At 66.0% G+C, this 26518-nt stretch carries 27 protein-coding genes (1 of these 27 cut by a window edge); 6 read left to right on the top strand and 21 right to left on the bottom strand.

Annotated elements, in window-relative coordinates; all coding sequences use genetic code 11:
• Both LKE06_RS03020 and LKE06_RS03025 read right to left on the bottom strand, forming a co-directional pair.
• Positions 1-3378, bottom strand: partial view of a non-ribosomal peptide synthase/polyketide synthase gene (locus LKE06_RS03020; protein ID WP_227997015.1) — the beginning only. 40356 nt of this gene lie to the left of the window's left edge; 3378 of the gene's 43734 nt are visible here — the first part of the coding sequence; its start codon is at positions 3376-3378; its stop codon lies off the left edge, out of view.
• A gap of 417 nt (positions 3379-3795) precedes the next feature.
• Positions 3796-4221 carry a PPOX class F420-dependent oxidoreductase gene (locus tag LKE06_RS03025; RefSeq protein WP_227997017.1) on the bottom strand — a complete coding sequence of 142 codons (426 nt, stop codon included), beginning with the start codon at positions 4219-4221 and terminating at the stop codon, positions 3796-3798.
• 87 nt (positions 4222-4308) lie between these two features.
• On the opposite strand from LKE06_RS03025, the gene LKE06_RS03030 reads away from it, so the two are divergent.
• A complete protein-coding gene (locus tag LKE06_RS03030; protein ID WP_227997019.1) occupies positions 4309-4746 on the top strand; it encodes a TetR-type transcription factor C-terminal domain-containing protein in 438 nt (145 codons plus the stop codon).
• An 18-nt stretch (positions 4747-4764) separates the two neighbouring features.
• Here LKE06_RS03030 and phtC read toward each other — a convergent pair whose 3' ends face one another.
• From phtC to LKE06_RS03065, 7 genes are all read right to left on the bottom strand, one after another.
• A complete protein-coding gene (gene phtC / locus LKE06_RS03035; protein ID WP_227997021.1) occupies positions 4765-5496 on the bottom strand; it encodes a 3,4-dihydroxyphthalate decarboxylase in 732 nt (243 codons plus the stop codon).
• Positions 5493-6689: an NAD(P)/FAD-dependent oxidoreductase gene (locus tag LKE06_RS03040; protein WP_227997023.1), complete on the bottom strand. Its 1197-nt coding sequence runs from the start codon at positions 6687-6689 to the stop codon at positions 5493-5495. The genes phtC and LKE06_RS03040 overlap by 4 nt, the downstream gene beginning before the upstream one ends.
• A 73-nt stretch (positions 6690-6762) precedes the next feature.
• Complete coding sequence (locus tag LKE06_RS03045) at positions 6763-6960, bottom strand: ferredoxin (protein WP_227997025.1); 198 nt, start codon at positions 6958-6960, stop codon at positions 6763-6765.
• Positions 6961-7003: 43 nt separating this feature from the next.
• Positions 7004-7786 (bottom strand): 3-(cis-5,6-dihydroxycyclohexa-1,3-dien-1-yl)propanoate dehydrogenase, encoded by a 783-nt coding sequence (gene hcaB / locus LKE06_RS03050; RefSeq protein WP_227997026.1) that lies wholly within the window; start codon positions 7784-7786, stop codon positions 7004-7006.
• Positions 7783-8076 carry a hypothetical protein gene (locus LKE06_RS03055; protein WP_372477277.1) on the bottom strand — a complete coding sequence of 98 codons (294 nt, stop codon included), beginning with the start codon at positions 8074-8076 and terminating at the stop codon, positions 7783-7785. Before LKE06_RS03055 ends, hcaB begins: the two co-directional genes overlap by 4 nt.
• A complete protein-coding gene (locus tag LKE06_RS03060; protein ID WP_227997028.1) occupies positions 8073-8660 on the bottom strand; it encodes a 3-phenylpropionate/cinnamic acid dioxygenase subunit beta in 588 nt (195 codons plus the stop codon). Before LKE06_RS03060 ends, LKE06_RS03055 begins: the two co-directional genes overlap by 4 nt.
• Positions 8657-10090, bottom strand: coding sequence for a Rieske 2Fe-2S domain-containing protein (locus tag LKE06_RS03065; RefSeq protein ID WP_227997030.1), 1434 nt, complete (start codon positions 10088-10090; stop codon positions 8657-8659). Before LKE06_RS03065 ends, LKE06_RS03060 begins: the two co-directional genes overlap by 4 nt.
• 258 nt (positions 10091-10348) lie before the next feature.
• Between LKE06_RS03065 and LKE06_RS03070 the strand changes: the two genes are divergently transcribed.
• The 3 genes from LKE06_RS03070 to LKE06_RS03080 all read left to right on the top strand — a co-directional run bounded on the left by LKE06_RS03070 (position 10349) and on the right by LKE06_RS03080 (position 12905).
• Positions 10349-10927 (top strand): NADPH-dependent FMN reductase, encoded by a 579-nt coding sequence (locus LKE06_RS03070; protein ID WP_227997032.1) that lies wholly within the window; start codon positions 10349-10351, stop codon positions 10925-10927.
• Positions 10924-12060, top strand: coding sequence for an alpha/beta hydrolase (locus LKE06_RS03075; RefSeq protein WP_227997033.1), 1137 nt, complete (start codon positions 10924-10926; stop codon positions 12058-12060). Before LKE06_RS03070 ends, LKE06_RS03075 begins: the two co-directional genes overlap by 4 nt.
• A gap of 65 nt (positions 12061-12125) precedes the next feature.
• Positions 12126-12905 carry an IclR family transcriptional regulator gene (locus LKE06_RS03080; RefSeq protein WP_227997035.1) on the top strand — a complete coding sequence of 260 codons (780 nt, stop codon included), beginning with the start codon at positions 12126-12128 and terminating at the stop codon, positions 12903-12905.
• A gap of 107 nt (positions 12906-13012) precedes the next feature.
• Here the strand turns inward: LKE06_RS03080 and LKE06_RS03085 are convergent, their stop codons facing one another.
• The 3 genes from LKE06_RS03085 to LKE06_RS03095 are packed head-to-tail and all read right to left on the bottom strand — an operon-like array spanning position 13013 to position 15585.
• Positions 13013-14611 carry a long-chain fatty acid--CoA ligase gene (locus LKE06_RS03085; protein WP_227997037.1) on the bottom strand — a complete coding sequence of 533 codons (1599 nt, stop codon included), beginning with the start codon at positions 14609-14611 and terminating at the stop codon, positions 13013-13015.
• A gap of 12 nt (positions 14612-14623) precedes the next feature.
• Positions 14624-15016, bottom strand: coding sequence for a nuclear transport factor 2 family protein (locus LKE06_RS03090; protein WP_227997038.1), 393 nt, complete (start codon positions 15014-15016; stop codon positions 14624-14626).
• Positions 15013-15585 carry a VOC family protein gene (locus tag LKE06_RS03095; protein WP_227997040.1) on the bottom strand — a complete coding sequence of 191 codons (573 nt, stop codon included), beginning with the start codon at positions 15583-15585 and terminating at the stop codon, positions 15013-15015. The genes LKE06_RS03090 and LKE06_RS03095 overlap by 4 nt, the downstream gene beginning before the upstream one ends.
• A gap of 231 nt (positions 15586-15816) precedes the next feature.
• On the opposite strand from LKE06_RS03095, the gene LKE06_RS03100 reads away from it, so the two are divergent.
• Positions 15817-16563 carry an IclR family transcriptional regulator gene (locus LKE06_RS03100; protein WP_227997041.1) on the top strand — a complete coding sequence of 249 codons (747 nt, stop codon included), beginning with the start codon at positions 15817-15819 and terminating at the stop codon, positions 16561-16563.
• A 1-nt stretch (position 16564) separates the two neighbouring features.
• Here the strand turns inward: LKE06_RS03100 and pcaC are convergent, their stop codons facing one another.
• The 9 genes from pcaC to LKE06_RS03145 form a co-directional block, all read right to left on the bottom strand.
• The gene (gene pcaC, locus LKE06_RS03105) at positions 16565-16990 is read right to left on the bottom strand and encodes a 4-carboxymuconolactone decarboxylase (protein WP_227997043.1); all 426 of its coding nucleotides are present in this window, start codon (positions 16988-16990) and stop codon (positions 16565-16567) included.
• Complete coding sequence (gene pcaB / locus LKE06_RS03110) at positions 16987-19122, bottom strand: 3-carboxy-cis,cis-muconate cycloisomerase (RefSeq protein ID WP_227997044.1); 2136 nt, start codon at positions 19120-19122, stop codon at positions 16987-16989. Before pcaB ends, pcaC begins: the two co-directional genes overlap by 4 nt.
• Positions 19115-19663 carry a protocatechuate 3,4-dioxygenase subunit alpha gene (pcaG, locus tag LKE06_RS03115; protein ID WP_227997046.1) on the bottom strand — a complete coding sequence of 183 codons (549 nt, stop codon included), beginning with the start codon at positions 19661-19663 and terminating at the stop codon, positions 19115-19117. Before pcaG ends, pcaB begins: the two co-directional genes overlap by 8 nt.
• Positions 19656-20402, bottom strand: a complete 747-nt coding sequence (gene pcaH / locus LKE06_RS03120) for a protocatechuate 3,4-dioxygenase subunit beta (protein WP_227997052.1) — start codon at positions 20400-20402, stop codon at positions 19656-19658. Before pcaH ends, pcaG begins: the two co-directional genes overlap by 8 nt.
• Positions 20399-20554, bottom strand: a complete 156-nt coding sequence (locus LKE06_RS03125; protein WP_227997053.1) for a hypothetical protein — start codon at positions 20552-20554, stop codon at positions 20399-20401. The genes pcaH and LKE06_RS03125 overlap by 4 nt, the downstream gene beginning before the upstream one ends.
• A gap of 387 nt (positions 20555-20941) precedes the next feature.
• Positions 20942-21262 carry a muconolactone Delta-isomerase gene (gene catC, locus LKE06_RS03130; protein ID WP_227997055.1) on the bottom strand — a complete coding sequence of 107 codons (321 nt, stop codon included), beginning with the start codon at positions 21260-21262 and terminating at the stop codon, positions 20942-20944.
• A gap of 17 nt (positions 21263-21279) precedes the next feature.
• Positions 21280-22401, bottom strand: coding sequence for a muconate/chloromuconate family cycloisomerase (locus LKE06_RS03135; protein ID WP_227997057.1), 1122 nt, complete (start codon positions 22399-22401; stop codon positions 21280-21282).
• Between the two features lie 132 nt (positions 22402-22533).
• The gene (gene catA / locus LKE06_RS03140; RefSeq protein ID WP_227997059.1) at positions 22534-23385 is read right to left on the bottom strand and encodes a catechol 1,2-dioxygenase; all 852 of its coding nucleotides are present in this window, start codon (positions 23383-23385) and stop codon (positions 22534-22536) included.
• A gap of 260 nt (positions 23386-23645) precedes the next feature.
• Entirely contained in the window at positions 23646-25121 is a 1476-nt protein-coding gene (locus tag LKE06_RS03145) for a PAS domain-containing sensor histidine kinase (RefSeq protein ID WP_227999256.1), read from the bottom strand.
• 190 nt (positions 25122-25311) lie between these two features.
• On the opposite strand from LKE06_RS03145, the gene LKE06_RS03150 reads away from it, so the two are divergent.
• The gene (locus LKE06_RS03150; RefSeq protein ID WP_227997061.1) at positions 25312-26484 is read left to right on the top strand and encodes an acyl-CoA dehydrogenase family protein; all 1173 of its coding nucleotides are present in this window, start codon (positions 25312-25314) and stop codon (positions 26482-26484) included.
• Positions 26485-26518: the final 34 nt, after the last annotated feature.

The raw sequence follows: 26518 nt of genomic DNA on the forward strand, positions 1-26518 counted from the left end.
CAGTACGTCGGTCAGCGCGGCCTGCAAGGCCGCGATATCGACCTGACCGCGCAGCCGAACCACGAACGGCAGGTTGTAGGTCGGTGCGAGGGGATCGAACTGGTTGATGAACCACATGCGCTGCTGTGCCAGCGACAGCGGCACCCGCTCGGGACGCGGCTGCGCCACCAGCGGCGGGCGGGATCCGTCCGTGGGAGCGGCACTTTCGGCGCGCACAGCGAGCCCGGCCACGGTCGGGGTCTCGAACAGCGCGCGCACGCCGATCTGATTGCCGAATGCCGCGCCGATGCGTGCCACCACCTGGGTAGCGACCAGCGAGTTGCCACCGAGATCGAAGAAGTTGTCGTCGATGCCGATGCGATCCTGGCTCAGCACATCGGCGAAAATGCCCGCCACGATCTGCTCGGCCTGGGTTCGCGGCGCGCGGAAACCAGTCGCTGCGGCGGTGAACACCGGCTCGGGCAATGCTTTACGGTCGAGCTTGCCGCTGGTGTTGAGCGGGAACGCCTCCAACACCATGATCGCCGCGGGCACCATGTAGCTCGGCAGCTGCTCGGCGGCGAACCTGGTCAGCTCCAACGGTTCAATCGAATTCCCCGGCGCGGCAACGACATAGGCCACCAACTGCTGGCCGGTGGCGGTGTCCATCACCAGGACGACGGCCTGGCTCACCGACGGATGCGCGAGCAGATCGGTCTCGATCTCACCGAGTTCGATGCGCTGGCCACGGAACTTCACCTGGAAGTCGGTGCGGCCGATGTATTCCAGCGTGCCCGCGGCGTTCCAGCGCACCAGGTCGCCGGTGCGGTACATGCGTTCGCCTATATCACCGAACAGGTTGGCGACGAACCGATCCGAGGTCAGGTCGGGACGACCTCGGTAGCCGCGAGCCAACTGACGTCCACCGAGGTAGAGCTCACCCGGTACCCCGATCGCGGCCGGACGCAAACGCGAATCCAGCACGTAGACTTCGACATTCCACTCCGGGATGCCGATCGGCACCGTCACGGTGTCGGCGGCGGTAGCCTCCCAGTAGGTGACCGACACCGCGGCCTCGGTCGGTCCATACAGGTTGTGCAGGCCCGCGGCCCCGGCGGTCAACGCACGGAACTGTGTCGCGGTCTCCGGCGGCAACGCCTCACCGATAACGAAAACCGCACGCAGCGAAGCACACTGGGCCGCCGTCGCGTGCGAGACGAACACTGTCAGCATGGACGGCACGAAGTCGGTGACCGTGACGCCGTGGCGGGCGATCATGTCAGCGACATACAGCGGATCCCGATGCCCGTCGGGCGAGGCGACAACCAGCTTCGCGCCGACCAGCAGCGGCAGGAAGTAGCCCCACAGCGATACGTCGAAGGTGGTCGCGGTCTTCTGCAGATAGACGTCCGCACCGGTCAGCCGATACTCGTCGAGCATCCACAACTGCTGATTGACGATCGCGCGATGGGTGACCGCGACACCCTTCGGGCGGCCGGTCGAACCCGAGGTGTAGATGACGTAGGCGGTGTTGTCCTGGCGTAGCGGCGCAAGCCGATCCGCTTCGGCGACAGGAGAATCCGAGTACGCGGATACGTCGAGGGTGTCGATCTCGACCCGGCGCACCGCATCGGGCAGGTCGAGCCGGTCATAGCTCAGGGTGAGCACGCAGACCGGGTCGGCGCTGTCCAGAATGTAGGCGGTGCGATCGGCCGGATGATCCGGATCGATCGGCACATACGCACCACCGGCCTTCAACACCGCGTGCATGCCGATGACCAGCTCCAGTGAACGCCGCATCCCCAGCGCGACAAGCGATTCCGGGCCGACGCCATCGGCGATCAGGAACCGGGCCAGCCGATTGACACGCGCGGAGAACTCGGCGTAGGTCAGGGTGGCACCCTCGAAATCGAGCGCGGTCCGCTCGGGCGTGCGTGAGATCTGCGCATCCAGCAGCGCGGCCAGCGTGGTCTCCGGCACGTCCTGCTCGGAGTCGTTCCACTCGAGTATCGTGCGCGCGCGTTCGTCCTCGGTGGTGGCCTCCAGGCTCCAGACCGTCGCGTCCGCATCTGCCGCCAGGAACCTGCCGAAGAACTCCAGGAAGCGTGAATGATGTTGCGCGGCTTCGGCTTCGCTGTACAGGTTCGGGTTGGTCTCGAAGTCGATATGCGAGCGGGTTCCGCCCACCGACTGGTAGAAATTGACACCCAGGTCTTCGATGCTGCCGGTGGAGAGCACGTTGAACGCACCGACCATCGAGCCGAGCACAACCTCGTTGTGGAAGAGCATGATGTTCACCCACGGACCGAAGAACTCCGTGGTGACCACGCCCGCGCCGGCGGAATCGCGGCGAATGTCCTCATGCCGGTAGCGCTGATGGCGCAGTGCACCGGAAACCTCCACCTGCACCGCGCGCAGCAGATCTGCGACAGTGCTGTGGTAGCCGACCCTAAGGCGCAGCGGCACGATATTCGAGGTCGCGCCACCCGAGCGACGCATGATCGCGGTGGTACGCGCGGTCACCGGCAGGCTCAGGATGACATCTTCGGTACCGGTCAGCTGTGCGAGATACGCGGCGAAGCCCGCGATCAACAGACCCGCGGGCGAGTTGTCGTGGCGCGTGACGGCGTCGGTGAGCAACGCGTCCTGCTCCGGCGACAGCGCCGCGGTCGACACCCCGTTGGCCGGAGCGGGCGGTGCCGAACGCCCCGCCAGGCTGGACCCTTCCTCGAGTCCAGCGACGCGCTGCGCCCAGTGCTCCTTATCGCCCTGGAACCGGGTGCTGTCCCGGTAGGCCATCTCGGATTCGTACAGCGTCCGCAGATCGGTGGCCTTGCTCGGCGCGAGTTCGGTTCCATTGACCGCAGCGGTGTAGTACTCGGCCGTCCTGGTCATGTAGGTCATCGCGGCGAAGCCGTCGAGCACGATGTGATGGGTACGCGCGTACCAGAACCAGCGCTGGTCCTCGATCTGCAGCACGGCGGCCCGGATCAGGCGGTCGTTGACGATGTCGAGTGGCCGGCTGTACTCGGCGCGCATCCACTGCACGGCCGCGGCCTCCGGATCGTCTGCGTCACGCAGATCGATGTAGCCCAGCGCGGCATCCTGCGACGTATCGATGGTCTGCATCGGCTCGCCGTCACGCTCGACGATCCGCAGCCAGCCCGACTCCGACTCGTTGGCCGCGTCGATGGCCGCCTGTTCCAGCGTCGCCAGATCGAGATCGCCGCGCAGGTCGACATACTGCGCGATATTGATCGGGACCTGCGGGTCTACATGCTGCGCGTACCAAATGCCCAGCTGTGCGGGCGACAGCGGAAAGTACTCCGCAGCAGTCTGCGAACTATCTTCCCGCGCGTCACCAGTTTCGCCGTTTCCGCCGAAATCCCGCCGGTCCAACCGTAACCTCGCTTCCGGAACACCACGCAAGCGCTCCCCGACGACACCGGGAAAGGACGCTCACCTATCCAAGCGTGGCGCCCGCTTCTCCGGGTTCAGTTCTCGTAATTCAATCAGGCAAAAAATGTCCATTGGACTATCTGTCGATCAGGCCGATCTTGTTACATCGGCCCGGTCATGCCTGCTACCCACCGACCGGCACTGCCGGGAACTTCGCTGCTGATCACCGAAACAATCTACCGTCGCCACCACCACCCGACCAACCAACCTCCATAGCGAGGGCGCATCGTCCCAGGCCGGGTGATCATCGCAAGTTTGCTAGATAACAGTCGCCGTTCTCACACTGCTCGCGAGGACGCCATGAGCGGGCCGATTCGGCCGCAGGATTGGAGAACCTGCCCGGTTCTCCGGATACGCTCAGGCTGTCGCGTCGAAGTGCGCGATGACCTTGGTCGGTCGTACTCGCACCACCAGTTCGCCGGGGACGCCATTGCGCTTGCCGAATTCTTCGGCGCGGTCGGCGCCCATGTAGCGGCCCGCGATCACCGTGGCAGTGTGGACGAGGTCGACAGGATCCTCGGACAGGGTGACGGTGCCCTGGATCTGGATGGAACCGTAGGGCGGCTCTTCGATGTCGACACAGAGTGCGATGCGGGGATCACGGGCGAATGCCGTTCCTTTTGCCGTGGTCTTGCCGGTATTGAACACCAACTCGCCGTCTTCGAGGATGAACCAGACCGGTGTGACGATCGGCCGACCGTCGGAGGCGACAAAGGCCAACTTGGCCGTTCGGGTGCCGTAGGAGAGGAATTCGCGCACTTCGGGATCCGACAGTGAGGCCATGGGGGTCACCTTAAGGCCACGCACAGACACCGACCGCGCACGGGCCGACCTTTCGCTAGCTACTACCCCAGCAAACAACGCCTGCTGGTGGCCATCCTCGACCTCGCCATGACCGAGCTGCACTGGCGTATCCCCGCTGCCCGCGACGAAGGCCTCGACGCGGTCGGCCAGTTGACGAATATCGTCGAAGCACTGGCCCTGTTCCATACTTACCGCACCGAACTGGCACTGCTGGGAGCCAGCGAGATGCGGGCGATCGAAGGGCCGGATCGCACCCGAATAGTTGATCTTCGCAACGACATTCAGCACATGCTCGACCGAGCCATCGCGGCGGGTATTCGGGCAGGCGAATTCAGCACGCCCTACCCTCACGAAGCCGGTCGGGCCATCGCGACCATGTGTACCGCACTGCCGCAATGGTTTCGCGCGCACGGACCGGTCTCGCGGCAGCAGCTCGCCGCCGAGTACGCGGGCTTCGCGCTCGATATCGTGCGTGGCGGCCGGGCCCACCCTTCCGCAGGGTGAGCCCGGCCGTCGGTGCGCTCATTCCCCCGGCAGCCGGGCGAGTTCGTGTCGCCACGCCACCGTCTGGTTGAGTCCCGCGCCCAGATCCGGGAGGTCGGCGAGGTCTTCCGCGCTGATCGACCGCACCGTGCCGCCCGCGCTTGCCACCGACAGCGACAGGGCAGCAATGGAATCCACCGAGATTGCCCGCAGCACCGCCTCCGGCACGCTGGTTCCCGTCGATGTGAGCCCGTGACCGCGCATGACCACCAGTGGCCGATCACCGAGCGCGGCGGCGACCTCGTCACCCAGCGCGGGCGTCGCGATCAATGCCGAGCGCGGATACACCGGGACCCCGCCGTGGGCGAGCACCGCCCCGGGAATGTCGTACGCGCCGACGATCGGCAGGAATGACAGGCCCGCCAAATCCGCGGCGACGACGTCACGCGGATGGGCGTGGACGACGCAGCGCACATCGGACCGACTGCGCAGGATCCGGGTATGCAACGGCAGTTCGAACGGCGCCGAATAGCCGTGGTCCAGTTCACCGTCCGCGCCCGAAGCGCCGGACAGGTCGACGAGCCGGATGTCCTCGGCGGTGGTGTAGGCCAGCCCGCGCTCACGCGGACCACGACAGCGGATCAGCAGTCGCGAATCATCCACTCGCATACTGATATGACCCAGAATTCCCGGCGCGAGCCCCCGCACCGCCAACACCCGGCAGCCCTGCGCGATCTCCTCGCGGCAGCGGTCGAGTTCCGCCCCGTTCACGCGGGCACCCCAGTCAGCTGTGCGCCGATCTCGGCGGCCGGTATGTCCCGTCCCACTGCTTTGCGCATGCGCACCGAGGCGCGCGGCCAGTTCACCGTGACACCGCCGGTGACAATGCCGTGCTCGTCGGACCACAGGGCGGCCATCCGGAACGGCTCCGGCTGTTCGATGATCTGCGGGTCGCGGGTGAGATCGCGCGCGCCGATGAGCTGAATCTTCCAGTCGTACTGATCGCTCCACACGTAGGCCACTGGATCGTGCGGTACCGGCTCATCCGGATGAACGATATTGTGCGCCACACACACCGCCTGCTCGATCGCGTTAGTCCAGTGTTCGATGCGCGCCGCGGTACCGGATCGCGGCTGATGCCAGCACGCCACATCACCAACCGCGTGGATGCGGTCGTGGCCGCGCACCCGGCCGAACTCGTCACATTCGAGCCCGTTGCGCACCGGCAATCCGGCGGACGCCAGCCAGCCGATATCCGGCACGGCCCCGATGCCGACCGCGACGATATCGGCGTGCACCACCGAGCCGTCCGACAGCTCGGCTCGCACCCGCTCGCCGTCGTGCTCGAGGGTCCCGACCCGCACCCCGAACCTGGTATCGACCGCATGCTCTCGGTGCAGACCGGCGAAGCGCGCGCCGAGCACCGCACCCGCCACGCGGGCCATCGGCAATTCGGCCTCGTCGACCATGGTGACCGCGATCCCGCAACCGCGTGCGAGCGAAGCCAATTCGGCGCCGATGAAGCCCGCGCCGACCACCAGGAGCTCGCGCGCCTCGGACAGACCGGCTCGCAATGCCCGGGCATCGGCCAGCGTCCGCAGCACGTGCACACCCGGGCACGACCACGGCGCGGGCCGCGCCGCGGCTCCGGTTGCGATCACAAGCTGCTCGTAGGTCCACTCGGATCCGTCGTCGAGGACGAGTGTCGAAGTGGCCGTGGATAATTCGGTAACACGCCGGCCCAGAATCAGATCGATGCCGAGCGCCGTCGCCGCCTCGTCGGTCAGCAGCGGAACTCTCGGGTCACCGTCGAGCGCGGCCTTCGACAGCGGCGGCTTGTCGTAGGGCGCTTCGGTTTCGGCCTCCACCACTCGCACCCGGCCGGTGTAGCCGCGCTCACGCAGTGCCCGTGCGGTATGCACGCCGGCGACCGAGCCTCCGACGATCACCACTCCGGCAGTCACCGCTTCGCCTCGCTACCGCTCGGCTTCGCCGTGACCGGCGGTGCTGCGTCTATGGTTCCCTCGCTACGCTCGGTCACTTATCCCCCAGGCGCAATGCCGACGCCGGACAGCTGCGCACAGCCGCCTCGACGCGGCCTCGGTCGGCCTCGTCGACCTCGGTCGCGAGCAGTACCACGATCCCCTGATCGTCGATGTCGAAGACGTCGTCCGCACCGATGACGCAGTTCGCGTAGCCCTGGCACAGCGCCAGATCGGCTCTGACAACAGCCATATCATCTCTCCTTACGAATTCCGGTCGATCGCCGCGCCGACCGTCAAGCCTTGATGCCCATCCCGCCATCGGAGTGGACGACGCGCCCGGAGATGCCCCGGGCGCGATCTGACGCAAGGAACACATAGCTCCAGGCATGGTCGTCGCCGGACAAGGCGACACCGAGCGGATTGCGGCCGGACAATTCGGTGGCCCGATCGGGACCGTCGAGCCGACGGCCGGTCAGGCCGAGCGAGCTGAGACCACGCAGATCGGTGTGCAGTGTTCCACCCGGCGCGACACCATTGACCCGAATCTCCGGAGCCAGTTCATATCCCAGAGTGGCCACCAACCCGCGCACCGCGAACTTCGACGCGACATACAGGGTGCCGCCGCGGCCCGGGTAATAGGCGGAGGTGGATTCGGTCAGCACGATATTGCCACCCGACTCGCGCAGCGCGGGGATGGCGGCCTTCACGCTGTGCAGATGCGATTTCACATTGACGGCGAACATCTCGTCGAAGGCCTCGTCGAGCAGCTCGGTGTCGATCTCGGCCAGCGGTCGATAGAAGTCGAAGATCCCGACACAGGTGACCAGCACATCCAGACCGCCGTACCGAGCGACCATCGCCTCGACCGCTCGCGAATTCGCTTGCGCCGTAGTGGCATCGCCCGCGACGACCAACACATCCGGGCAGTCTTTCGCGAGCGCCTCGCATTTGCCCTCGTCGATCTCCAGCGCACCGACGAGCGCGCCTTCGACCCGGAACGCGTCGACCACACCACGTCCGATGCCGGAGCCCGCGCCGACGACGAGGGCGCGTTTTCCGTCCAGCCAGCCGCTCATCGCTCGTCCTCCTCAGAGAACAGGGGCACGAACGGCCGGCCGACCATCGCGGAGAAGGTCGAGGCGCTCTGCCAAGTCAGCGCTTCCAATTCGAGTGGGTCGAGGGTCACCCACTGACCCGATTTCGGTGCTTCGATCAGCAGGCGGACACCATTGCGGGTGCGCACCTTACTGATGCGCACTTCGGCGAATTCATTACCGAGAGTGAGGGGTTCGCCATCTCGACCGGCCAGCAGGCCGCGCAGTTCCGCGCCGGGATCACCGGCGGGCGCGGCGTGGGCGGCCGTCACAGGAATACCGCCAGGTTCTGGGTGCGCAGCACCGATTCGTCGACGGCGATGTGGCGTCGCGCCAGCCGCCAGGTGTCGCCCTCGCGGCGCAGCAGATCGGTGCGCCCCGCCGAGATCAACGAGGGTTCGGCGACATCGCCGCGGCTGCGGAACAGCAGGACCGCGGATTCGGCGATCAGCTCCTGCTCGTTCGGCGTCGCGAAGGTCCGAATATTGGACAGATGGTGGCGAATGCGCGACGGCGGGTCCTCGGTCCAGGCGTGCTCGGTGTGGAATCGGGCGACGCGGCGGCTCAGCGAGTACTTGTCCTCGTCGAAATGCGCCATCCTCCTCGCGGTGTCGTAGCCGGCGCCGAGTGCCGTGGTGAGCTTGATCGGCATGAAGTAGTGAATGTCCTCGGCCAGCAGGTCGAGCCAGACCTCGTAGTCCTGCCGGTCCAGCAGATAGGCCTCTTCGACCAGCCAGTGGTGCGCGAGTAGGTGCCTCGGATCGTCGAAGGGCAGTGCCGCGCCGACCGATTCGGTGGTGGCAGCGGTCGCGCCTAGCGGTGACTGGCTGGAGCGGATGGGGATGTAGGTGCTCACGACAGCGCCTCCGTCACGGTCTCGCCGCAGGACGCGGCGGCCTCACCACAGGATGCGGCAGTGTCAGCCGGCAGCCCGATCGCGGTGGAAGCCACTGCGGGCGGCTCCTTTTCGAGATAGTCCGCCCACTGGGCGAGCAGCCGGCGCTGGTTGAATTCGCTGTATCCCACGCGGGACTCACCCGGTCCGGCCCATTCCTCCGGCGGCAGCGGCTCGGTCACGGCGCTGTCGTCGTGCCGAATTCCCATCCGGCTGTTGAGCAGCAGGCGGCGGGCCATGCTGCCACTCGCAGTCTTGGTCAGCGAAACCCAGTTCTCGACATCGTCCTGCTCGAACATGCCGCTGCTGCCGAAGCACATGAGATACGCCTTGTACGAGAGCTTCTTGAACTCCTCGGGCGCCTCCTTGTCGACGACGAACCAGGACAGCACCTCGGTCTCGTCGGCGCTGATCGGCTGCCATTGCCGCAGCGAGATGAAGGGCAGCACCTGCTCGGAGTCGGCAACCCGCGGCCAGTTGTGCACCAGGCTGAGGTTGGGGAAGATCGACGCCGCCGACACCATGAATCCGTCGCGGCCGATGACGTCGAGCTGTTCGTCGGACCACTGCTGCTTCATCCGCGCGATCATCTCGTCGGGGTAGCCGACATAGGCCAGCCGCTCCTCGAGCGTTCCGGAGGGGAGTTTGTAGGTGGTCCCGCCGCCCGATCCGGCCCAGTACGTGGTGCCGTCCTTGCGCTTCTCGGCCTTCGGTTCCCGGAACAGGCCGATCTCCACGACGCTCGTGTGCGTTTGCGGGGTGTGGTACATGTCACCGGCGAAGTTCTCCGCGCCGATCTTCCAGTTGGCCTTGATCCGCCACCGCTGCGGCCCGAGAACCTCCGCGCCGCTGGCACTTTGCCCGGTGTAGTAGTCCAGGTAGAACCGGAAGTCGCCGAGAAATTCGGGGAGCGATGGCGCGTCCGGGTCCAGGGAGATGAAGATCAGGCCGTTGTAGGTGTCCAGTTGCGGCGCGGGCAGCAGCTTTTGGCCACTCCGCGCGAATCCGGCCTCGCCGCCGTACGCCTCCTTGTGGAACGGCAATCCGACCAGGCGGCCGTCATTGCGGTAGGACCAGCCGTGATACGGGCATCGGAAGTGGGAGGCGTTGCCCTGTTCAGCCCGGCACACCTGCATGCCACGGTGCAGGCACATGTTGAACATGGCGTGGATTTGGCCGGACTGGTCACGGCTGACGATGAACGAGTTGTCGAGCACCCGCCGAACGACGTAGTCGCCGGGCTGTGGCACCTCGGTTTCGTGCGCGACGAAGGTCCAGGCCCGGCTGAACAGCCTTTCCTGCTCGGCGCGGAACACCTCGCCGTCGCTGTAGATGTGGGCTGGTAGCAGCCCCCGCCGGACGTTGGCGAGGACGTCTGTCGCGTCGCGCATGGAACTCCACCTCCGATTCTTTTCTGCCTTACAGAATTCAATTCTGCACCGTGGGAGGTGTGGTCGTCAATAACTCGCCGCAAATCGGGTAAATACCGCGACTGCCGGGCGTTTTACCGGACGCCTATGAAGCAGAGGATGTTTCTGCTAGAAAGAAACTATGACCATAGTGACCACGGTCTCGCTACTCCCGCACCGCTCCCCACCGCACTGGCTTACCGGCCCGGCCAACCGCCGACGAACCACGCAGGTGTCCTGGTGACTCGCCCGACGGTGGTGTGCGGCATCGCGGGCAGCCTGCGCCGCGAGTCCTGGAACCTGAAACTGTTGCGCGCCATGGCCGTTCTCGCGCCGGACACCATCGAACTGCGGATCGCCGAGAGCTTGCCGCGAGTTCCGCTGTTCAACGAGGACCTCCTCGGCCGCGAACCCGAAGGCGTGACCGCGCTGCGCGCCGAGGTCGCCGCCGCCGATGCTGTGCTGGTCGCGACCCCTGAATACAACGGCGGCACGCCGGGCGTTCTAAAGAACGCGCTGGACTGGCTCTCACTCCCCCGCGGCGCTTCGGTCCTGCACCGGAAGCCGGTCGCGCTGGTGGGTGTGACACCCGGCCGCCTGGGCACCGCGCGCAGCCAGTTCGAACTGCGGCATACCTTCATCTTCACGCAGTCGGCCGTCATCCCCGGCCCCGAAGTACTGCTGAGCAATGCCGCCGAGCGCTTCGACGCCGACGGCCGACTTATCGATCCCGTGGCCGTAGCTCTGATCTCGCGGCTGTGGGCAGAACTCCAGACCTACACCCGACTAGACCAACCCAAGGTGGTTCCCCCTTCATGACATCAACACCGGCAACCGCGATCAGCAAGACCTTCGTCAGCAGCGAGTCCCCTGGCGCGCCCAGGATGGGCGCGGGCGGGCGTCCTTGCCAAGGCATCTACTACACCCCGGCGGACTCGCGCCCGCGCGTCGCAGTGATCGCCACGCACTATCAGATCGACTTCTCCGAGCACTATCTCGCCGACTACCTGGCCGCCCGCGGAATCGGGTTCCTGGGATGGAACACTCGCTACCGCGGCTATGAATGGCAGTTCAACCTGGATCGCGCACTGGTCGATATCGGCGTCGGGATGCGCTGGCTGCGCGAACAGGCGGGGGTCGAACACATCGTCGTGCTCGGCAATTCCGGCGGCGGATCACTCATGGCCGCCTATCACGCGCAAACGGTGGAACCCTGCGTACCGCCGGCCCGCGATATGCAACCCGCTCCCGGCATCGACGACCTCATCGCAGGCGACGCGTACATTTCGCTAGCCGCGCACCTGGGCCGACCCGACGTCTTGACCGCGTGGATGGACCCGGCCGTCATCGACGAGAACGATCCGACATTGACCGACCCCGAACTCGATCTGTTCAACCCGCTACACGGCCCGCCGTTCTCAGCGGAATTCCTCGCGCGCTACCGCGCTGCCCAGGTCACGCGCAATCACCGGATCACCGTGTGGGCCCGGGCCGAACTCGATCGCATCACCGCGGCCGGCTATCACGACCGGAACTTCACGGTCCCTCGGACCTGGGCCGACCCGCGCATGGTCGATCCGGCGCTGGACCCGAGCAGCCGGACCGCCGGAATGTGCTATCGCGGAGAGGCTGCAGCGGCCAACCGCGGCGACGGCGCCCTCGCCAGCCAGACGACGCTGCGCAATTGGCTGCACATGTGGAGCCTCGAGGATTCCCCGTGCCGCGCCGAGCCGTATCTGGCGAAGATCACCGTCCCCACCCTGGTGATGAACCCCGAGGGCGACGAAGGCGTCTTCCCCAGCGACGCACAGCAGATCTTCGACGCCATCCCGAGCGCCGACAAATCGCGCGTGGACCTGCCCGGCGACCATTACTTCCGGTCGGAATCGGCGCGCGAGGCCGTCGCCGATGTCATCGCAGACTGGGTGTCGGCGCGATTCCCCGTCCAGTAGCGACACCCACGACCATAGCGAGTTCACGTTCGGGAGTCGCCGGACCAGGCCGATACCCTGTCAGGGTGAAGCTCAGGGACGACGAGGAACCGGCCAAGCCGCAATACCCGATCGAGTCCGTCGACAATGCGCTGCGAATCCTGTTACTACTGGGTGAGCAACGCAGCATCCGACTCACCGAGGTGAGCGAATACCTGTCGGTGGCGTCGTCCACCGCACACCGGTTGCTCGCCATGCTCCAATATCGCGGATTCGTGCGCCAGATCGCCGGGTCACGGGCCTACGAACCCGGCCCGGCACTGACCACCATCGCGTTCTCGATCCTGCGTCAGATCGACGTCCGGGCTCGCCTGCATCCGGTGCTCGAACGCCTGTCCGCCAGCCTGGGCGAGACCGTGCACCTCGCCCGGCTCGACGGCACCACCGTGGCTTTCGTGGATTCGGTGGAGAGCACCCGGGCCGTTCGAGTCGGCTCGCGCATGGGCAAGACCATGCCCGCACACTCCACATCGTCGGGCAAAGCCCTGTTGTCGTTGATGGACGACGAGATCTTGCGCGAGCTCTACCCCGCCCCGACGCTGCCCGCTCTTACGCCGCATTCGATCACCAAGCGCTCAACCTTGCTGAGTCAGGTGCGCGCTGTCCGCAAGAACGGCTACGCGACCAGCACCGAAGAGAGCGAGGACGGTGTGGCTTCGGTCGCGGTACCGCTCGGCGAGTACGGGGCCGCGCGTTATGCGGTCAATGTCTCCAGTCCAGTGGGCCGGATGACCGAGGAAACGCAGGCCGAGATCGCCACCGTCCTGCGGCAACTGGCGGTCGACGTCTCGGAATACTTCCTGTGACGCGGGGGTAGCGCGCCCCACTCGAGTTCGGCCCCGGGCAGCGACCCGGGAGCCGAACTCGTTTCCGGAGTCGGATCGCGTTCTCGCCCGGTGGCGCGGACATGTCGCTAGCCGAAGCGCGTCCGCAATTCCTTCTTGTCGATCTTGCCGACCGAGGTCTTCGGCAATTCGCCGACAAACCGCCAGTGGTCGGGGACAGCCCATTTCGCGACCTGGCCGTCGAGGTGAGCGCGCAGTTCCGGTACCGAAACCTCGCTGCCGTCCCGCAGCGCGACCACCGCGAGGGGACGCTCCTCCCAACGGGGGTCCGGGATTCCGATGACCGCGGCCTCCGCGACACCCGGATGATCGATCAACCGACTCTCGAGTTCGACCGAGGAGATCCACTCCCCGCCGCTCTTGATGCCATCCTTGATCCGATCGCGGACGTCCACCCACCCATGCCGATCGATCACGCCGGCGTCGCCGGTCCGAAGCCAGCCGTCGTGAAACTTCGTACCGGAGTCGTCGTCCGCCCGGAAGTATCGGCCCGCGATGGTCGGCCCGCGAAGTTCGATTTCGCCGACGGATACCCCGTCGTGAGGCAGCTCCCGCCCGGCATCGTCCATGATGCGCGCGAACACGCCGGGAACCAGGCGACCGCTCTGGGTGACGCAGTCCAGCAGCGCGTCATCGGTTCGATCCCGCGGAGGTTCGGAGAGGGTGAGCAGCGGGCTGGTTTCGGTCATCCCCCAGCCCTGAATCAGCCTGACTCCGTGCTGATCCCACAGCTTCCTCGCCAAGGCCCGCGTGAGTGTGGAGCCGCCGACAATACCCCGGCGCAAACTCGTCAGACGGACCCCGTTGGCTGCCGCGTGATCGGCGACCGACGTCCATATCGTGGGGACCGCGGCGGCAACAGTCGGCTCGAGCGTCTCGATGATCGTCGCGATATCGGGTGCGGACAGGAAACGACCGTTCATAATCAGCGTCGAGCCGGCCAGCCAGCCCGCGTGTGGCCAGCCCCAGGCATTCGCGTGGAACATCGGGACGATCGGCAACAGCGCATCGTATTCGGTGAAGCCCATCACGCTGCCGGTGCACAACATCAGCGAATGCAGATAGATCGACCGATGACTGTAGGCCACGCCCTTGGGATTTCCCGTGGTGCCCGAGGTGTAGCAGAGTATCGCGGCCGAGCGTTCCTCGACCTCGGGCCAGCTGAATTCCGCGGCGTGCGCTGCGATGAGGTCGTCGTAGTCGTGGACGGTGATCGATTCCGGGACCCGAATATCGCCGCCGCCCTTGACGATGAGGTGTTCGATCGTCGGCATTCTGCCGAGTAGCTGCTCAACTCTCGGCAGCAGATCCGCGGAGGTGATCAGCACGCGGTCCCGGGCGTGGCCGACAATGTATTCCAGCTGATCGTCGTGCAGCCGCAAATTCAGCGTGTGCAGTACCGCGCCCATCGACGGGATGGCGAAGTACGCGGCCAGGTGCTCGGTGGTGTTCCAGCACAACGTGGCGACCATATCGTCGCGGCCGATTCCCAGTGCCGCCAATGCGGCCGCGAGACTACGTACTTCGTCGGCGACATCGGCGAAGGTCCGGCGCACCACGGGAAGTCCCGCCCGGTATTCGGTTACCAGGCTGTCCGGGAACCGGGACAATCCGCTCTCGAAAATCAAGGAAATCGACAGCGGGGTGTCGAGCATTGAACTCTGCATTCGAATCTCAGTTCATTCCAGGAGGCGGTGTGGTCCCCAGAAGAGGGCCGAATTGAGTTGCCCGCGATCGAAGTACTCCTCGATCCGGTAGATCCGGCCGGCGTCGACATAGACGCGCAATATCGCCGGAATGCGGGCTGATCTTCCCTTGCGGCTCGCGGCGATTGTGTGCTGGCGCAGGAACCCATCCGCCACCACGGTTCTGCGCACATCGACATACTCGAAGCTGTCGTACTTCTGCGGCAGAGCGGCCAGGGTGGCCAGGTTCTCCGCTTTATCTTGAGACCGATCGTCCCAGTTGTGCCATACCTGGACATCGTCACGGTACAAGTCGCTCACCAGGGCCATATCCCCGCGGGCCACCGCGTCGAAGAAATGGTCGGCGAATTCGAGCATTTCACTCATCGGCCCTGCCCTGATTCGACGGGACCGGGCACACCATTGCGGTCGACCGGAAGATGAGCGACATCGTCCGGACGCAATTCGCGGGTCCAGGCCGCGAATTCCAGCAGCACGCCGTCAGGGTCGAAGAAATATATCGAGCGGACATAAGTGCTCCCGTTGTCCTCCAGCGATATGCCGCGCTCGCTGTCGTCGTGATACAGCACCGGGCCCGTCCGCACGCCTTTGGCCTCGAGCTTCGCCTTGTATTCGTCGATTTTTTCGGCCGGAACCTTGAACGAGACGTGATTCATCGAGCCGTGCGCAGTGGCGATATCGCCGCCGAGACCCGGGAGTCCCTGGGGCGAGGCGACCCCGGGACTGCGCTGCGGCGCATTGGGGAACCAGAAGAAGGCGATGAATTGGCCGCCGCCCATATCGAAGAAGAAGTGCTGCGCGCCACCGGGGATCGCGATGGTCTTGGCGAGTCGCATACCCAGAATGTTGGTATAGAAGTCGAGGGTGCGTTGCATGTCCTGACATACCAATGCCAGATGGCATACCCCACCGAGTTCGAATTCACTATTGCTCACGTGCTTCTCTCCTCGAAAGGCGGCGTCTGCGGAGCGTCTGTCGCGGGCCGGGATTCCGGTTGACACCGGCCGGTCGAGCCTGGCTCCCGCCGCTGATTCAGCCTGACCAACCAAAGTCTCCTAGACAAATCCTCTGTTGTCCAGAGACACTTTCTTCATGATGAATTTCGATATTGATCCGTTGCGCCGTCGCCCACGCGCGGTGCAACATCCGGCCGCAGGCCGGCACTGATGGCACGATGCAGCGCAGGTGAGTCCGTACTGTCCCGCACGGTCCGGATCTTCGAGGCATTCGACCCCGACGACCCAGCGCTCAGCGTCTCCGAGCTCGCACACCGCACCGGACTGCCGCTGGCCACGACCTCACGCCTGGTGTCCGAGCTCGTCGGGTACGGCTGGCTGCGCCGCGACAGCGCCCGGCAGGTCCGCATCGGCGTGCGCATCTGGGAACTTGTCTCGCGCGCCGCACCGACCCTGCCGCTGCGCGCCGCCGCACTGCCCTTCATGCAGGACCTGCACGCGGCGGTCGGTCAACATGTGCAACTGGCGGTGCGGCAAGACCACGAAGTGCTCTATATCGAACGACTTTCCGCGCCCGGCGCGGTCCGCAATCTCAGCCGGTTCGCGGGCCGCCTCCCGCTGCGCGTGTCGGCCGCGGGCCTGGCATTGCTCGCCCACGCGCCCGCCGAGATTCAGGAATCGGTGCTGACGGGCGACCTGCGTGCGGCGACCCGGTTCACGGTGGCCGAGCCGCGTGCGCTGCGGGCCCGTCTGGATGAGATACGGCGAACCGGAATCGCGTTGTGCGCAGGGCAATTAGACGAATTCACCACCTCGATCGCGGCGCCGGTACGTACCACGCGCGGAACCGTCGTGGCCGCGCTGGCCGTCATTGTGCCCAACGACCATGCCGCGCGCGGCGTAGCGCCTGCGGTACTGGCCACGGCGCTGGGCATCTCCCGTGCGCTCGGAGCGTGAATCACGTCGTCTTTGCCGGGTCGTCCTCGGACAGCTGCGCGAGTACCCGATCCGCGACCGCGAATGCGGTGTTGGCCTTGGGAATTCCCGAGTATGCGGCGGTATGCAGCAGCACCTCACCGATCTCGGCGACAGTCAGGCCATTGCGGAGCGCGGCACGTGTATGCATTGCCAGCTCGTCCTCGCAGCCGAGCGCGGTGAGCAGTGCCAGGGTGATGGCGCTGCGAGTACGGCGGTCGAGGCCGTCCCGGGTCCAGATCGCGCCCCACGCCGCAGATGTGATGTATTCCTGGAACGGCCTGGTGAATTCGGTGGTCCGGGCCAGGGCGCGGTCCACGTGTTCGTCGCCCAGGACCTCGCGCCGGACAGCCGTGCCCGGGTCGCCGCCGGCGACAGACGGGACATGTTCTGCGGCAGCAGGGTTCATGACGTTCTCCTCAAATGTTCGGTGATCAGGCGCAGGAAGGTCGCGGGCTGCTCGACCGTGCCCAGATGCGCTGCACTGTCGACGATTTCGAATCGGGCGTCGGGAATCCGCTCGGCGATGAGGCGCCCGTGCTCCGGCGGGAAGGCCGGATCTTGTGCGGTGGACAGCACCAGGGTCGGCGCGGTGATGCCGGGCAGTTCTGCGACCAGATCGAGTTCGGTGAGTGCCGCGCAAGCGCCGGCGTAGCCGTCGGCAGGAGTGTCGGCGGTGAGATCCCGCATGCGGGAGGTGATTTCCGGATGCGCTGTCCGCCAGGCGGGGGTGAACCATCGAGCGACACTGCCTTCCGCGATGGCGTGCATGCCCCCGGCGCGGGCCCGTCCGGCGCGCTCGGCCCACATCTCCGGATTGCCCGGTCGCGCGGATGTGCAGCAGAGCACCAGTCCGCGCACCCGCTCCGGACGATGCCGAGCCAGCCACATCCCGGTCATGCCACCGAGCGAGACCCCCACAATGTGCGCGGCGGAGACCGCCAGCCGATCCAACAGTGCCGCCACATCTGCACCGAGATCCGCCAGCCCGTACTCACCGGCGGGAACCGGTGAATCCCCGTGCCCCCGCGCGTCACACCGAATAACCCGAAATCCTTTGCTGGTCAACGGTTCCACATACTCGTCCCAGATCGACAAGTCGCTCCCGAGAGCATTGAGCAGCAACACCGGCACTCCGCCCGCGTCGCCCGCAACGTCGCTGTGCAGCGCCACGGACCGTTGCCGCCCGGTACCGCATGCCTGCGCCCCGATCCGGGCCTGATGTCTGACCACCGCACGGGCCACGAACAGACGGCTGCTGCCCAGATACGTCGACGGTTCGAGGAGCGCCTCGAGGCGTTCGCTGTCGAGTCGGCCATCGACCAGCGGGTGGGCGGCCAGTAGCTCGGCGAAGCGGCCCGCGCCCGAGGTGGCCCGCCGAGCGGAGTCGGTGACCGCGTCCTGGGCGGCGAGGCGGCCCACGAGCGGGGACAGTGCGATAGTGATTCGCTCGGCCATCAGCAGGCCGCCGGTGCGCGCCAGATTGCGGCGCATACTTATCGGATGAATCTCCAGGCGGGACAAGCTGATTCGAATCCAATGCACGCTCGCTCCGGTGGCGCGCAGTAGTTCGCGCAACGGCCGCCACTCGGCATGCCAGGTTCCCGCTCCCCGCTGGAGCTCGGGCATGGAGGCCGTGAGCAGCGTCGCCACCAGGCCGGGGGCCTGTGCCCCTGCCGCGACCGCCGCGACCGCCGCGATCGGATTGCGCTTGTGCGGCATGGTCGAGGAGCCGCCCGCATGGGCATCGATCTCCGAGACCTCGCCGATCTCGGTCTGGGCCAGCAGGGTGATATCGCGGCCGATCTTGCCGACCACACCGGCGAGCAGGCCCAGCGCGCCGGCGATGTCGGCGATGCGGGTGCGGTCGGTATGCCAGGGCAGATCGGGTGCCTCCAGACCCAATCGGCGAGCGTAAGCGACGACCACATCCGGGCCGGAATCTCCCAGTGCGGCAAGAGTTCCCACCGCACCACCGAGCTGCACCGCCAGGCGGGCGCGCACCGCGTCCAACCGTTCGGCGGCGGCGATGAGCGCCGCGAGCCACCCAGCGGCGGTGAGACCGAAAGTCACCGGCAGCGCCTGTTGCAGCAGACTGCGCCCGACCTGCGGGGTGCAGGCATGATCTTCGGCCAGCACGGCGACTGCCGCAGCGCAGGCCGACACGTCCGCGTCGAGCGCCCGCAGCGCGCGCTCGGCGACCAGCATGGCGGCGGTGTCCATGATGTCCTGACTGGTCGCGCCGAAGTGCACGGATCGAGCAGCCTCCGGATCGCTCACGCGGTCGGTCAGCGCCCGCACCAGCGGCGCCGCAGGGTTGCCGATTGCCGTTGCCGCACTGCCTATTTCGGCTACGGAGTAGAACTCTGCGCGGCAGGCCGCCGCGATGGCCTCGGCATGAGCCGCTGGAATCAGACCGCAATCAGCCTGCGCGAGTGCCAGACCCCCCTCGGCGTCGAGCAATGCCTGCAACCACGCGATATCGCCGGTGGCAGCCGCCACCGGGCCGGCGGCCTGGATCGGACCGAATAGGTCAGACATCGAAGAACACCGTCTCGTGGTCGCCCTGTAGCCGAATGTCGAAGGTGTAGCCGTCGGCGGAGGGCACCGCTATCAGACTGTCGCGCCGGTGTGGCAAAACGGAGTTCAGTACCGGGTCGGCCGCGTTGGCCGCCGCGAACTCCGGGAAGTAGATGCGGGTGAGCGCCCTGCGCAGTAGTCCCCGGGCGAAGACCGAAACATTGATATGCGGCGCCTGCGCATCCCCGACAAGGCCGGGAAGCACGGTGTATACGGCGAATTCGCCGGCGCTGGTGTCGCTTCGCCCGAACCCCCGCCAACCGGTCGCAGGCCCGCGCGGATCGTCGGGATGGTCGAATCGGCCGTGCCGGTCGGACTGCCAGGTCTCCACCAGTGCGTCGGTGATCGATGCTCCGGCGCCGTCGAACACCCGGCCCCGGATCCACACCGCCTCGGGCGTGCCCTCGGGCACCACGTACGCGCCGTCGGGCCAGGTCAGCCCGATGTGCAGGTAAGGGCCGATCGTTTGCGACGGAGTGGTGGGCAGCGGCGCGTCAGTCATGGTGCGGCTCCTCGAACGGGGTGGCGTCCCGGCCACGCAGCACGATGTCGAATTCGAAGGCCTGCGCCCATTCCGGGCGGGTGTGCGCCAAGCTGAACCGGGAGATCAGCCTGGTGCGCGCGGCTTCGGGAACCGAGTTGAAGATCGGGTCCTGGCCGAAGAGGGGATCGTCCGGGAAGTACATCTGGGTGACCAGGCGTTGGGTGAACGCGCGCCCGAACACCGAGAAGTGGATGTGCGCGGGACGCCATGCGTTGTCGTGGTTTCGCCAAGGGTAAGCACCCGGTTTGATAGTGGTGAACTGGTACCGGCCCTGGGCGTCGGTGAGGGTGCGGCCGGCGCCGGTGAAGTTCGGGTCCAGCGGGGAGGGCCAGCGGTCGGTCGAATGCCGGTAGCGGCCACCTGCATTCGCCTGCCAGATCTCGATCAGTGAATCCGGCAGCGGACGACCATCGGCGTCGAGCAGGCGACCGAAGACGATGATCCGCTGCCCGATCGGCTCCCCCGTGTGCTGTGCGGTGAGGTCGTTGTCAGTGGACGTGACGCGGCCCGGACCCATGAGCGGTCCGGTGATCTCGGTCATCCGCTGCGGTAGTAGCACCAGCGACTGGCTGGGATACCGCAACGCGGTGGATCGGTAATCGGGACAGCGCGGGTCCGGATGCGTATCCGGCGGGTCGGGTCGATAGCTCAGCCCCGGGCTGCCGGCTGCCGCCGCGTCACGTATGGCGTCGTTCATCGCGCCTCCCGGAAGGTGCGCAGTGCGGTGAGCTCCGCAGCGGTCGGGCGCGGGATGGCGGTCAGGTCGGCGGCAACTCGCAGCGGCCAGCCGGTCGCCTCGGTCACCTGCTCGACGGTGACGCTGTCGGTCGATGTTCGGATTTCAGCCACGGTGTCCCTCCGCGATCGATAGTCCCGCACAACAACCCATCTCGAACGCCTAACCGGGAGAGCCGGCCACTCACGCCGACGGGGCTGTGCCTTGAATCGAATCCAGATTCGCTCCTGAAAACCCGCGCCACCACGGCAGTTCCATTGAATGGAAAGAAACCGGCGATCGGCGCCGTGCCGTACACGCACAGTCATCGAGGGCGACGAAGTCCATGACACAGCACCCGACCCGGTGAGACCTCCTGACGCGCCAGCCGCCCTCGCAACACCGACACGGACCGGAACGTGGTGGGATCCTCAGCGATGATGTCGCCGCGTCGACGAGCTCAGACGACGTCGCTGAAACTTCCGAACTCGCGATTCGAGCTCGCTTTCTGTCGGAACAGTTCAGCGTGCGGCGGGTTCGCCGGTCCGCCTACCGGTGTCGTCGTGAACCGCCGAGCCGTGCCGAGTCAGCGGCAGGATCTCGAGTTGCAAATACGGGAACAGCGGCAAGTTCCACAGGATCTCGTGCAACTCGTCGGCGGAGTCGACGTCGAAGACGCTGATGTTGCTGTACTGGCCGACTATTCGCCACAGGTGGCGCCAGGTGCCTTCCTCCTGGAGCCGCTGGCTGTATGCCTTCTCGCGGGCCACGACTTTCGCGCGCAGGTCGGGATCGAGGTCGTCCGGGATACGGACGTCCATGCGGACGTGGTAGAGCGCCATGGGTTGTTCGGCTCCTATCAGCTGCGGGTGAATGCCGCGACCGCGGCGGGATCGAGGTCGACACCGAGACCGGGACCGGTGGGCAAGGCGACTCCACCGTCGCCGTAGCGCAGCGGCTCGGCGAGCAGTTCCTCAGCGAAGAGCAACGGTCCGAACAGTTCGGTACCGAAGTTGATTCCGGGCTGGCTGCAGGCGAGGTGGATCGATGCGGCGGTGCCAATCGGGCCCTCGATGGAAGTGGCGCCGTGGCAGGCCAGCCCGGCCGCGTGGGCGACGGCTACTACTTCGCGGCTGCGGGCCAGCCCACCGCATTTGGTTGTCTTGACCGCGATGACGTCGGCGGCCCGCAGCCGGGCGACGGTGAACGCGTCGTGCGGGGTGCGTACGCTCTCATCGGCCATGACCGGGATCGGGAGTGCGGCGTTCAGTTCGGCGAGCACGTCGAGTTGCTCACCGGGGGTGGGCTGTTCGATCAGCTCGATGCCGCCTGCGGCGAGCTTCGGCAGGTAGCGCAGTGCGGTCAACCGATCCCAGCGCGCATTGATGTCGACCCGAACCCCGGCGCGACCGCGTAGCGCTTCGGCGACCGCGATCACGCGGTCGGTGTCCTCGGCGGGGTCCAATGCGCCCATCTTCAGTTTGAAGCTGTGGTGCAGCTTGCGGTCCAGCTTCTCCTCGGCCTCGGCGATAACAGTCTCGACCGGGGCGGAGCCCAGCGCCCAGGTGACCTCGACGCCGTCCCGGTAGGCGCCACCGAGCAGCACATGCACAGGTACTCCGAGGGCCCGCGCCCAGGCGTCGTGCAACGCGACCTCGACACCTGCCTTGGCGAACTGCGCACCGGCGACGACGCGCTCGACCTCGAGCATGATGGCGGTGATCTCGTCGACCCGGCGGCCGAGTATCACCGGAGCGAGATAGCGCTCGATGATCGCCTGCATCGTCTCCACCGCTTCTCCACCCCACCACGGCCCGCCGGGCACCACCCCTTCGCCGTAGCCGATCGCGCCGCCCGCGGTGCGGATCTCGACCAGCAGCAGCGGCTGGGCGTCCATCGACGTGGTGGCGAACTTGTGCGGCCGGACCAGTGGGATGTCGAGGATGGTCGTGGTCAGCGAATCGACGGTGAGATCGTGCACCAGGGTGCCTTTCGGATCGGTCGGAGGGGTCGAGGCCGGGCGCCGCAGTAGCTGTTCGGTTTCTCGATGAACCAGCCGTTGGGGCCGTCGGTGGTGATCGCGAACCGTCCCCTCGGCAGTGTTGCCGGACGGTCAGGCGGCGGGGTCCAGGGCGAAGCTGTAGGACACGCGGTTCTTGCCGTCGTCACCCGGTACCGGGTCGAGGACGAGTTCCGGCTTGACGGCGGTCGCGACGTCGGTGTCCACCCACTCGCCGCCCTTGAAGTAGAGCTGGGTGGTGATCGGCAGCTTCCCCGGAGCCTGGACCATCAGGTGCAGATGCGCGGGACGCCACGGGTGACCACCATAGGATTCGATGAACGATCCGGTAGGGCCGTCGTGCGGAATCTGGTACGGCGCAGGCTGGATCGTCGTGATCTCGTAGCGGCCCTGCTCGTCGCATTCGACGGTGCCGCGCAGGTTCCACTCCGGCAGGCCGGGCGCGAACTGGGAGTAGTAGCCGTCCTCGTCGGCATGCCACAGTTCGATGGTCGCGCCGGCGAGGCCGTTGCCGGCGAGATCGGTGACCTGGCCGGAGAACACCAAGGGGGTGCACGCACGGTCCTTGTCACGCATCGGCATGGTGCACGTCGCGGGCAGTTTCGGCGAGCCGGCGACGTAGTACGGCCCCTCGATGCTGCCCTTGGTTCCAGTGAGCGAGTTGCGGCTGTAGTTGACGTCCTCTATCTCATGCTCGACGAAGACGTCCAGCCACAGCGGCCACTCTCCGTACTCGCCGACATCGATCGTCCACTGTTTGAGAACGCGGTACTCGTCATAGGTGACCTCATGCTTGTGGATGATCTCCTTGAACGCGTCCAGGACGTCCCGGTAGATCGCCGCGGCACGTTCAGGGGAAGTGTCCGCCGAGACCCGCTCGGTCTTGAACTTGCCGGTGGCGGCATTGCCGGACGCATGGGCGGTCGCGGTCTCGGTGATGGTCATGGGCTCTCCTCGTTGAGGCTCGAACACAGGTCGAGAAGTCGGCTATCGGCGTGATAGTTGCGGGCTGAGGTAACCACTGCCGGTCGTCACAGAAAGAAGCCATCGGTTACAGCTGCTGGCCAGCTTCTGCAAACGAGCGATGCTCCCGGAAACTCAGGATAAATTTGCCCGGGCCCCAGGGGAATTCGAGAAACCTTTAGGAGTTGCCGTAGCACCGACGCACCCCACCGAACCCGGCCTCCGTGCGACTACAGGAACCTTTACTCGAAGTCGCGCAACGCCGCGGTGATCGGTGGTCGCTCGGCAAGCGGCAGGACCACCTTGACCGCGGTTCCTCGTGGCTCGTTCTGAAGGTATTCAATGGCGCCACCATGGCGTTCCACAATGTGTTCGGAAATTATGAGCCCGATGCCGGAGCCGTCCTGCTTCGCCGAGAACACACCCGATGCCAGGCGATCGGAAGGCACACCGGTCATCCCTCTGCCCTGGTCGCGAATGCAGATGTACGCGTTGTCGTCGATCTGGCCCGTTTCGACGGCCAACTCCTTGATCTCCGTCGTCGGTCGAACGATCTCGTCGATGGCGTTGACGCACAGATTGATGATGACCTGGCCGATGAGGACACTCTCACCGTGTATGAAGAAGCTTCTCTCAGGTATCGCGGAGTACACCCGGACCCCTTGTTCGGCGGCGCGCAATCGCACGAAGTAGAGGCTTTCCTCCACCGTTTCGTTGAGGTCCATCAGGGCGGTTGTGCTCTCGATCCGGCGAACATAACGTTTGACGGACGTCACGATGTCCACTGCCCGGCGCAGCTGCTTGTCGACCTGGTCGATGCCGTATGCGAGGCCGCGGGCATCAACGGTCTCGGCCGACAGACGTGCCTTGAGACCGCTGAGGTAGTTGGTCGACGCGGCGAGGGGCTGACCCAGCTCGTGAGCGAGGATCATCGCCATATCGCCCATTGCGTGATAGCGACTCAGATACTGCAGGTTGGCTTCCTGGTAGGCGTGCTTGCGTTCCCATTCGACCCGATCTGTGACATCTCGGACCGTCAGGACTCGCGACTGAATCCCGTCGTGAGCGACGATCTCGAGCTCCCCGGCCAGCCAGGCCGTGGTCTCGTCATCCTTGATGACCTCCTGCTGGATACTCACCGAGCCCGACGCGTTGCCAAGGCGCTCGGTGACGTGCTCACTGGTCAGGCGGGGTTCGCAACGGCCCAGATCCTCGAGGTGGACACCAGAGAGCTCGGCGGGAGTGCGCCCGAACAACTGTGCCGCCAGCGGTGAAATGTCGTCGATGTGATTGTCGTTGTCGAGCAGCACGATCCCGGCAGCAGTGTGGGTCATGATCCGCTGCAACGACTCCGAAACCCAGGAAAGCTCCTCCTGCAGTTCGACCTCTTCGGAGATGTTGCGGAACTCGACCATCACCACAGGTCCGTCTTCGCAGCGGACCAACGTGGCGCGCGCATCCGTGAGAAAGTCCGCGCCCTCCTTGGACCGGTACTTCCACTGTTTACGGCTCGAGCCGTGGACCACCGCCGACTGCAACCACGCGACGCCGACTTCGCGGCGGTACTGAACTTCCTGTGAACTCATGTGATGCGCCTTGAGCGGCTTGAGCTCCTCCAGAGTGAAGCCGAACATCCGGCAGGCGGCGGGGTTGGCCCACAGGATGTTCTTCGAACCGGCCTCGTGAATCAGAATCCCGGTACCGGTGTTGAGGATCATTTGTTCGAAATCGCGGCGCTCGGGGAACACCAGCACCACCTCGCATCTCAGAACTGCGGCATCGACGGTTATTCATACCGGAACAAGTAAGGAATTACTTAGCCGCGACGCAGGTAATCCCGATACCACCCGTGGTGGCCGCTACTTAGTCTAGCTATCGGAATGATTCTCGAATCCGAACGGAGCAGCGATGAGCATAGAGAGCATCACCGATCGAACGGCGGCCGAACCGGCCGGGCCGGCGCGCGACGCCGCGTTCGATCATGCGCTCGACGTGCTCCGCGACCGCCGAGACGAGTTCAACGCGCAGCGGTATGTCCCCCGGGACTTCATCACACTGCTGAAGAAGGCCGGACTCTACAGGGCCTCGACGCCGTCCGCATTCGGGGGTGAGCCGCTGGCGCCGTCGGCCTTCATGGCCATGGTCGAGCGGATCTCGTCGGTCGATCCGGCCACCGGATGGGTCTCGAGCTTCGGGTCCTCACTCGTCTATTTCGCGGCGCTGCCGGTCGAAACGCAGCAGAAGATCTACTCGCAAGGCCCTGACATCGCGTACGCCGGTGGGCTGTTTCCCATGCAAGAGGCGGAGAAGGTCGCTGGAGGCTACCTCTGTAGTGGAATGTGGCAGTTCGCCAGCGGCTGCCGCGGTGCCGACATCCTCGGGATCGGCCTGGCGGGTGGCCCGGAGACAGCGGGCAAGCCTCTCACCGCACTGGTCGATCCAGCAGATGTCGAGATTGTGGACAACTGGGAAGTCGCCGGTATGAAAGCCACCGGATCTCACGCGATTCGCGCCGATCGGCTCTTCGTTCCGGAGGACATGACGTTCGTTCGCGGGGGTACTCCCCGGATCGATGAGCCGCTGACACGCTATCCGGCGCTGGCTTACGCGGCCCAGGTGCTCGCGGTGGTAACGCTGGGTGCGGCCCGGGGCGCACTGGACTACGCGCTGGAGGTCGGTTCCGCCCGCACGTCGATCACCGGTGGAGCCGCCAAGGGCAATCGGCCGACCTACAAGTCCGGGCTCGCGCAGGCGGAAGCGGAACTCCGATCTGCCCGGGCGTTCTTCTACGACTCCGCCGACGAGATCTGGGACAAAGCAGTCGACGGGCGGACCATCTCGATCGATGACCTGGCGCTGCTGCGGCTCAGCGCGACACATGCGGCGCATATCGGGCGTTCGGTTGTGTTACGCGCCTTCGACCTCGCCGGTACCGGAGCGATCTACGAGACCCACCCGCTACAGCGATACCTGCGCGACGCATTGGTTCCCGCGCAGCACGCAATGCTGCAGACCAATACCTACGAAGCAGTCGGCGCCCTGCTGTTGGGACTCGACGCGGGTATTCCGAGCTTCCCCTGATCCACATCCGCCCCGCTGACCTGTCCCAGCCCCA

Origin of the sequence: Nocardia australiensis (genome assembly GCF_020733705.1) — a bacterium.
In the GTDB taxonomy this organism is placed as follows: Bacteria; Actinomycetota; Actinomycetes; order Mycobacteriales; family Mycobacteriaceae; genus Nocardia; species Nocardia australiensis.

Bases quoted from the DNA above. Each gene is read 5' to 3' on its own strand.
- LKE06_RS03025 (WP_227997017.1), bottom strand. From the start codon at position 4,221: ATGGCCTCACTGTCGGATCCCGAAGTGCGCGAATTCCTCTCCTACGGC.
- LKE06_RS03045 (WP_227997025.1), bottom strand. From the start codon at position 6,960: ATGGCTGTTGTCAGAGCCGATCTGGCGCTGTGCCAGGGCTACGCGAAC.
- hcaB (WP_227997026.1), bottom strand. From the start codon at position 7,786: ATGAGCGGCTGGCTGGACGGAAAACGCGCCCTCGTCGTCGGCGCGGGC.
- LKE06_RS03065 (WP_227997030.1), bottom strand. From the start codon at position 10,090: ATGCGCGACGCGACAGACGTCCTCGCCAACGTCCGGCGGGGGCTGCTA.
- LKE06_RS03075 (WP_227997033.1), top strand. From the start codon at position 10,924: ATGACATCAACACCGGCAACCGCGATCAGCAAGACCTTCGTCAGCAGC.
- LKE06_RS03085 (WP_227997037.1), bottom strand. From the start codon at position 14,611: ATGCAGAGTTCAATGCTCGACACCCCGCTGTCGATTTCCTTGATTTTC.
- LKE06_RS03090 (WP_227997038.1), bottom strand. From the start codon at position 15,016: ATGAGTGAAATGCTCGAATTCGCCGACCATTTCTTCGACGCGGTGGCC.
- LKE06_RS03100 (WP_227997041.1), top strand. From the start codon at position 15,817: ATGGCACGATGCAGCGCAGGTGAGTCCGTACTGTCCCGCACGGTCCGG.
- pcaC (WP_227997043.1), bottom strand. From the start codon at position 16,990: ATGAACCCTGCTGCCGCAGAACATGTCCCGTCTGTCGCCGGCGGCGAC.
- pcaB (WP_227997044.1), bottom strand. From the start codon at position 19,122: ATGTCTGACCTATTCGGTCCGATCCAGGCCGCCGGCCCGGTGGCGGCT.
- pcaG (WP_227997046.1), bottom strand. From the start codon at position 19,663: ATGACTGACGCGCCGCTGCCCACCACTCCGTCGCAAACGATCGGCCCT.
- pcaH (WP_227997052.1), bottom strand. From the start codon at position 20,402: ATGAACGACGCCATACGTGACGCGGCGGCAGCCGGCAGCCCGGGGCTG.
- catC (WP_227997055.1), bottom strand. From the start codon at position 21,262: ATGGCGCTCTACCACGTCCGCATGGACGTCCGTATCCCGGACGACCTC.
- catA (WP_227997059.1), bottom strand. From the start codon at position 23,385: ATGACCATCACCGAGACCGCGACCGCCCATGCGTCCGGCAATGCCGCC.
- LKE06_RS03145 (WP_227999256.1), bottom strand. From the start codon at position 25,121: ATGATCCTCAACACCGGTACCGGGATTCTGATTCACGAGGCCGGTTCG.
- LKE06_RS03150 (WP_227997061.1), top strand. From the start codon at position 25,312: ATGAGCATAGAGAGCATCACCGATCGAACGGCGGCCGAACCGGCCGGG.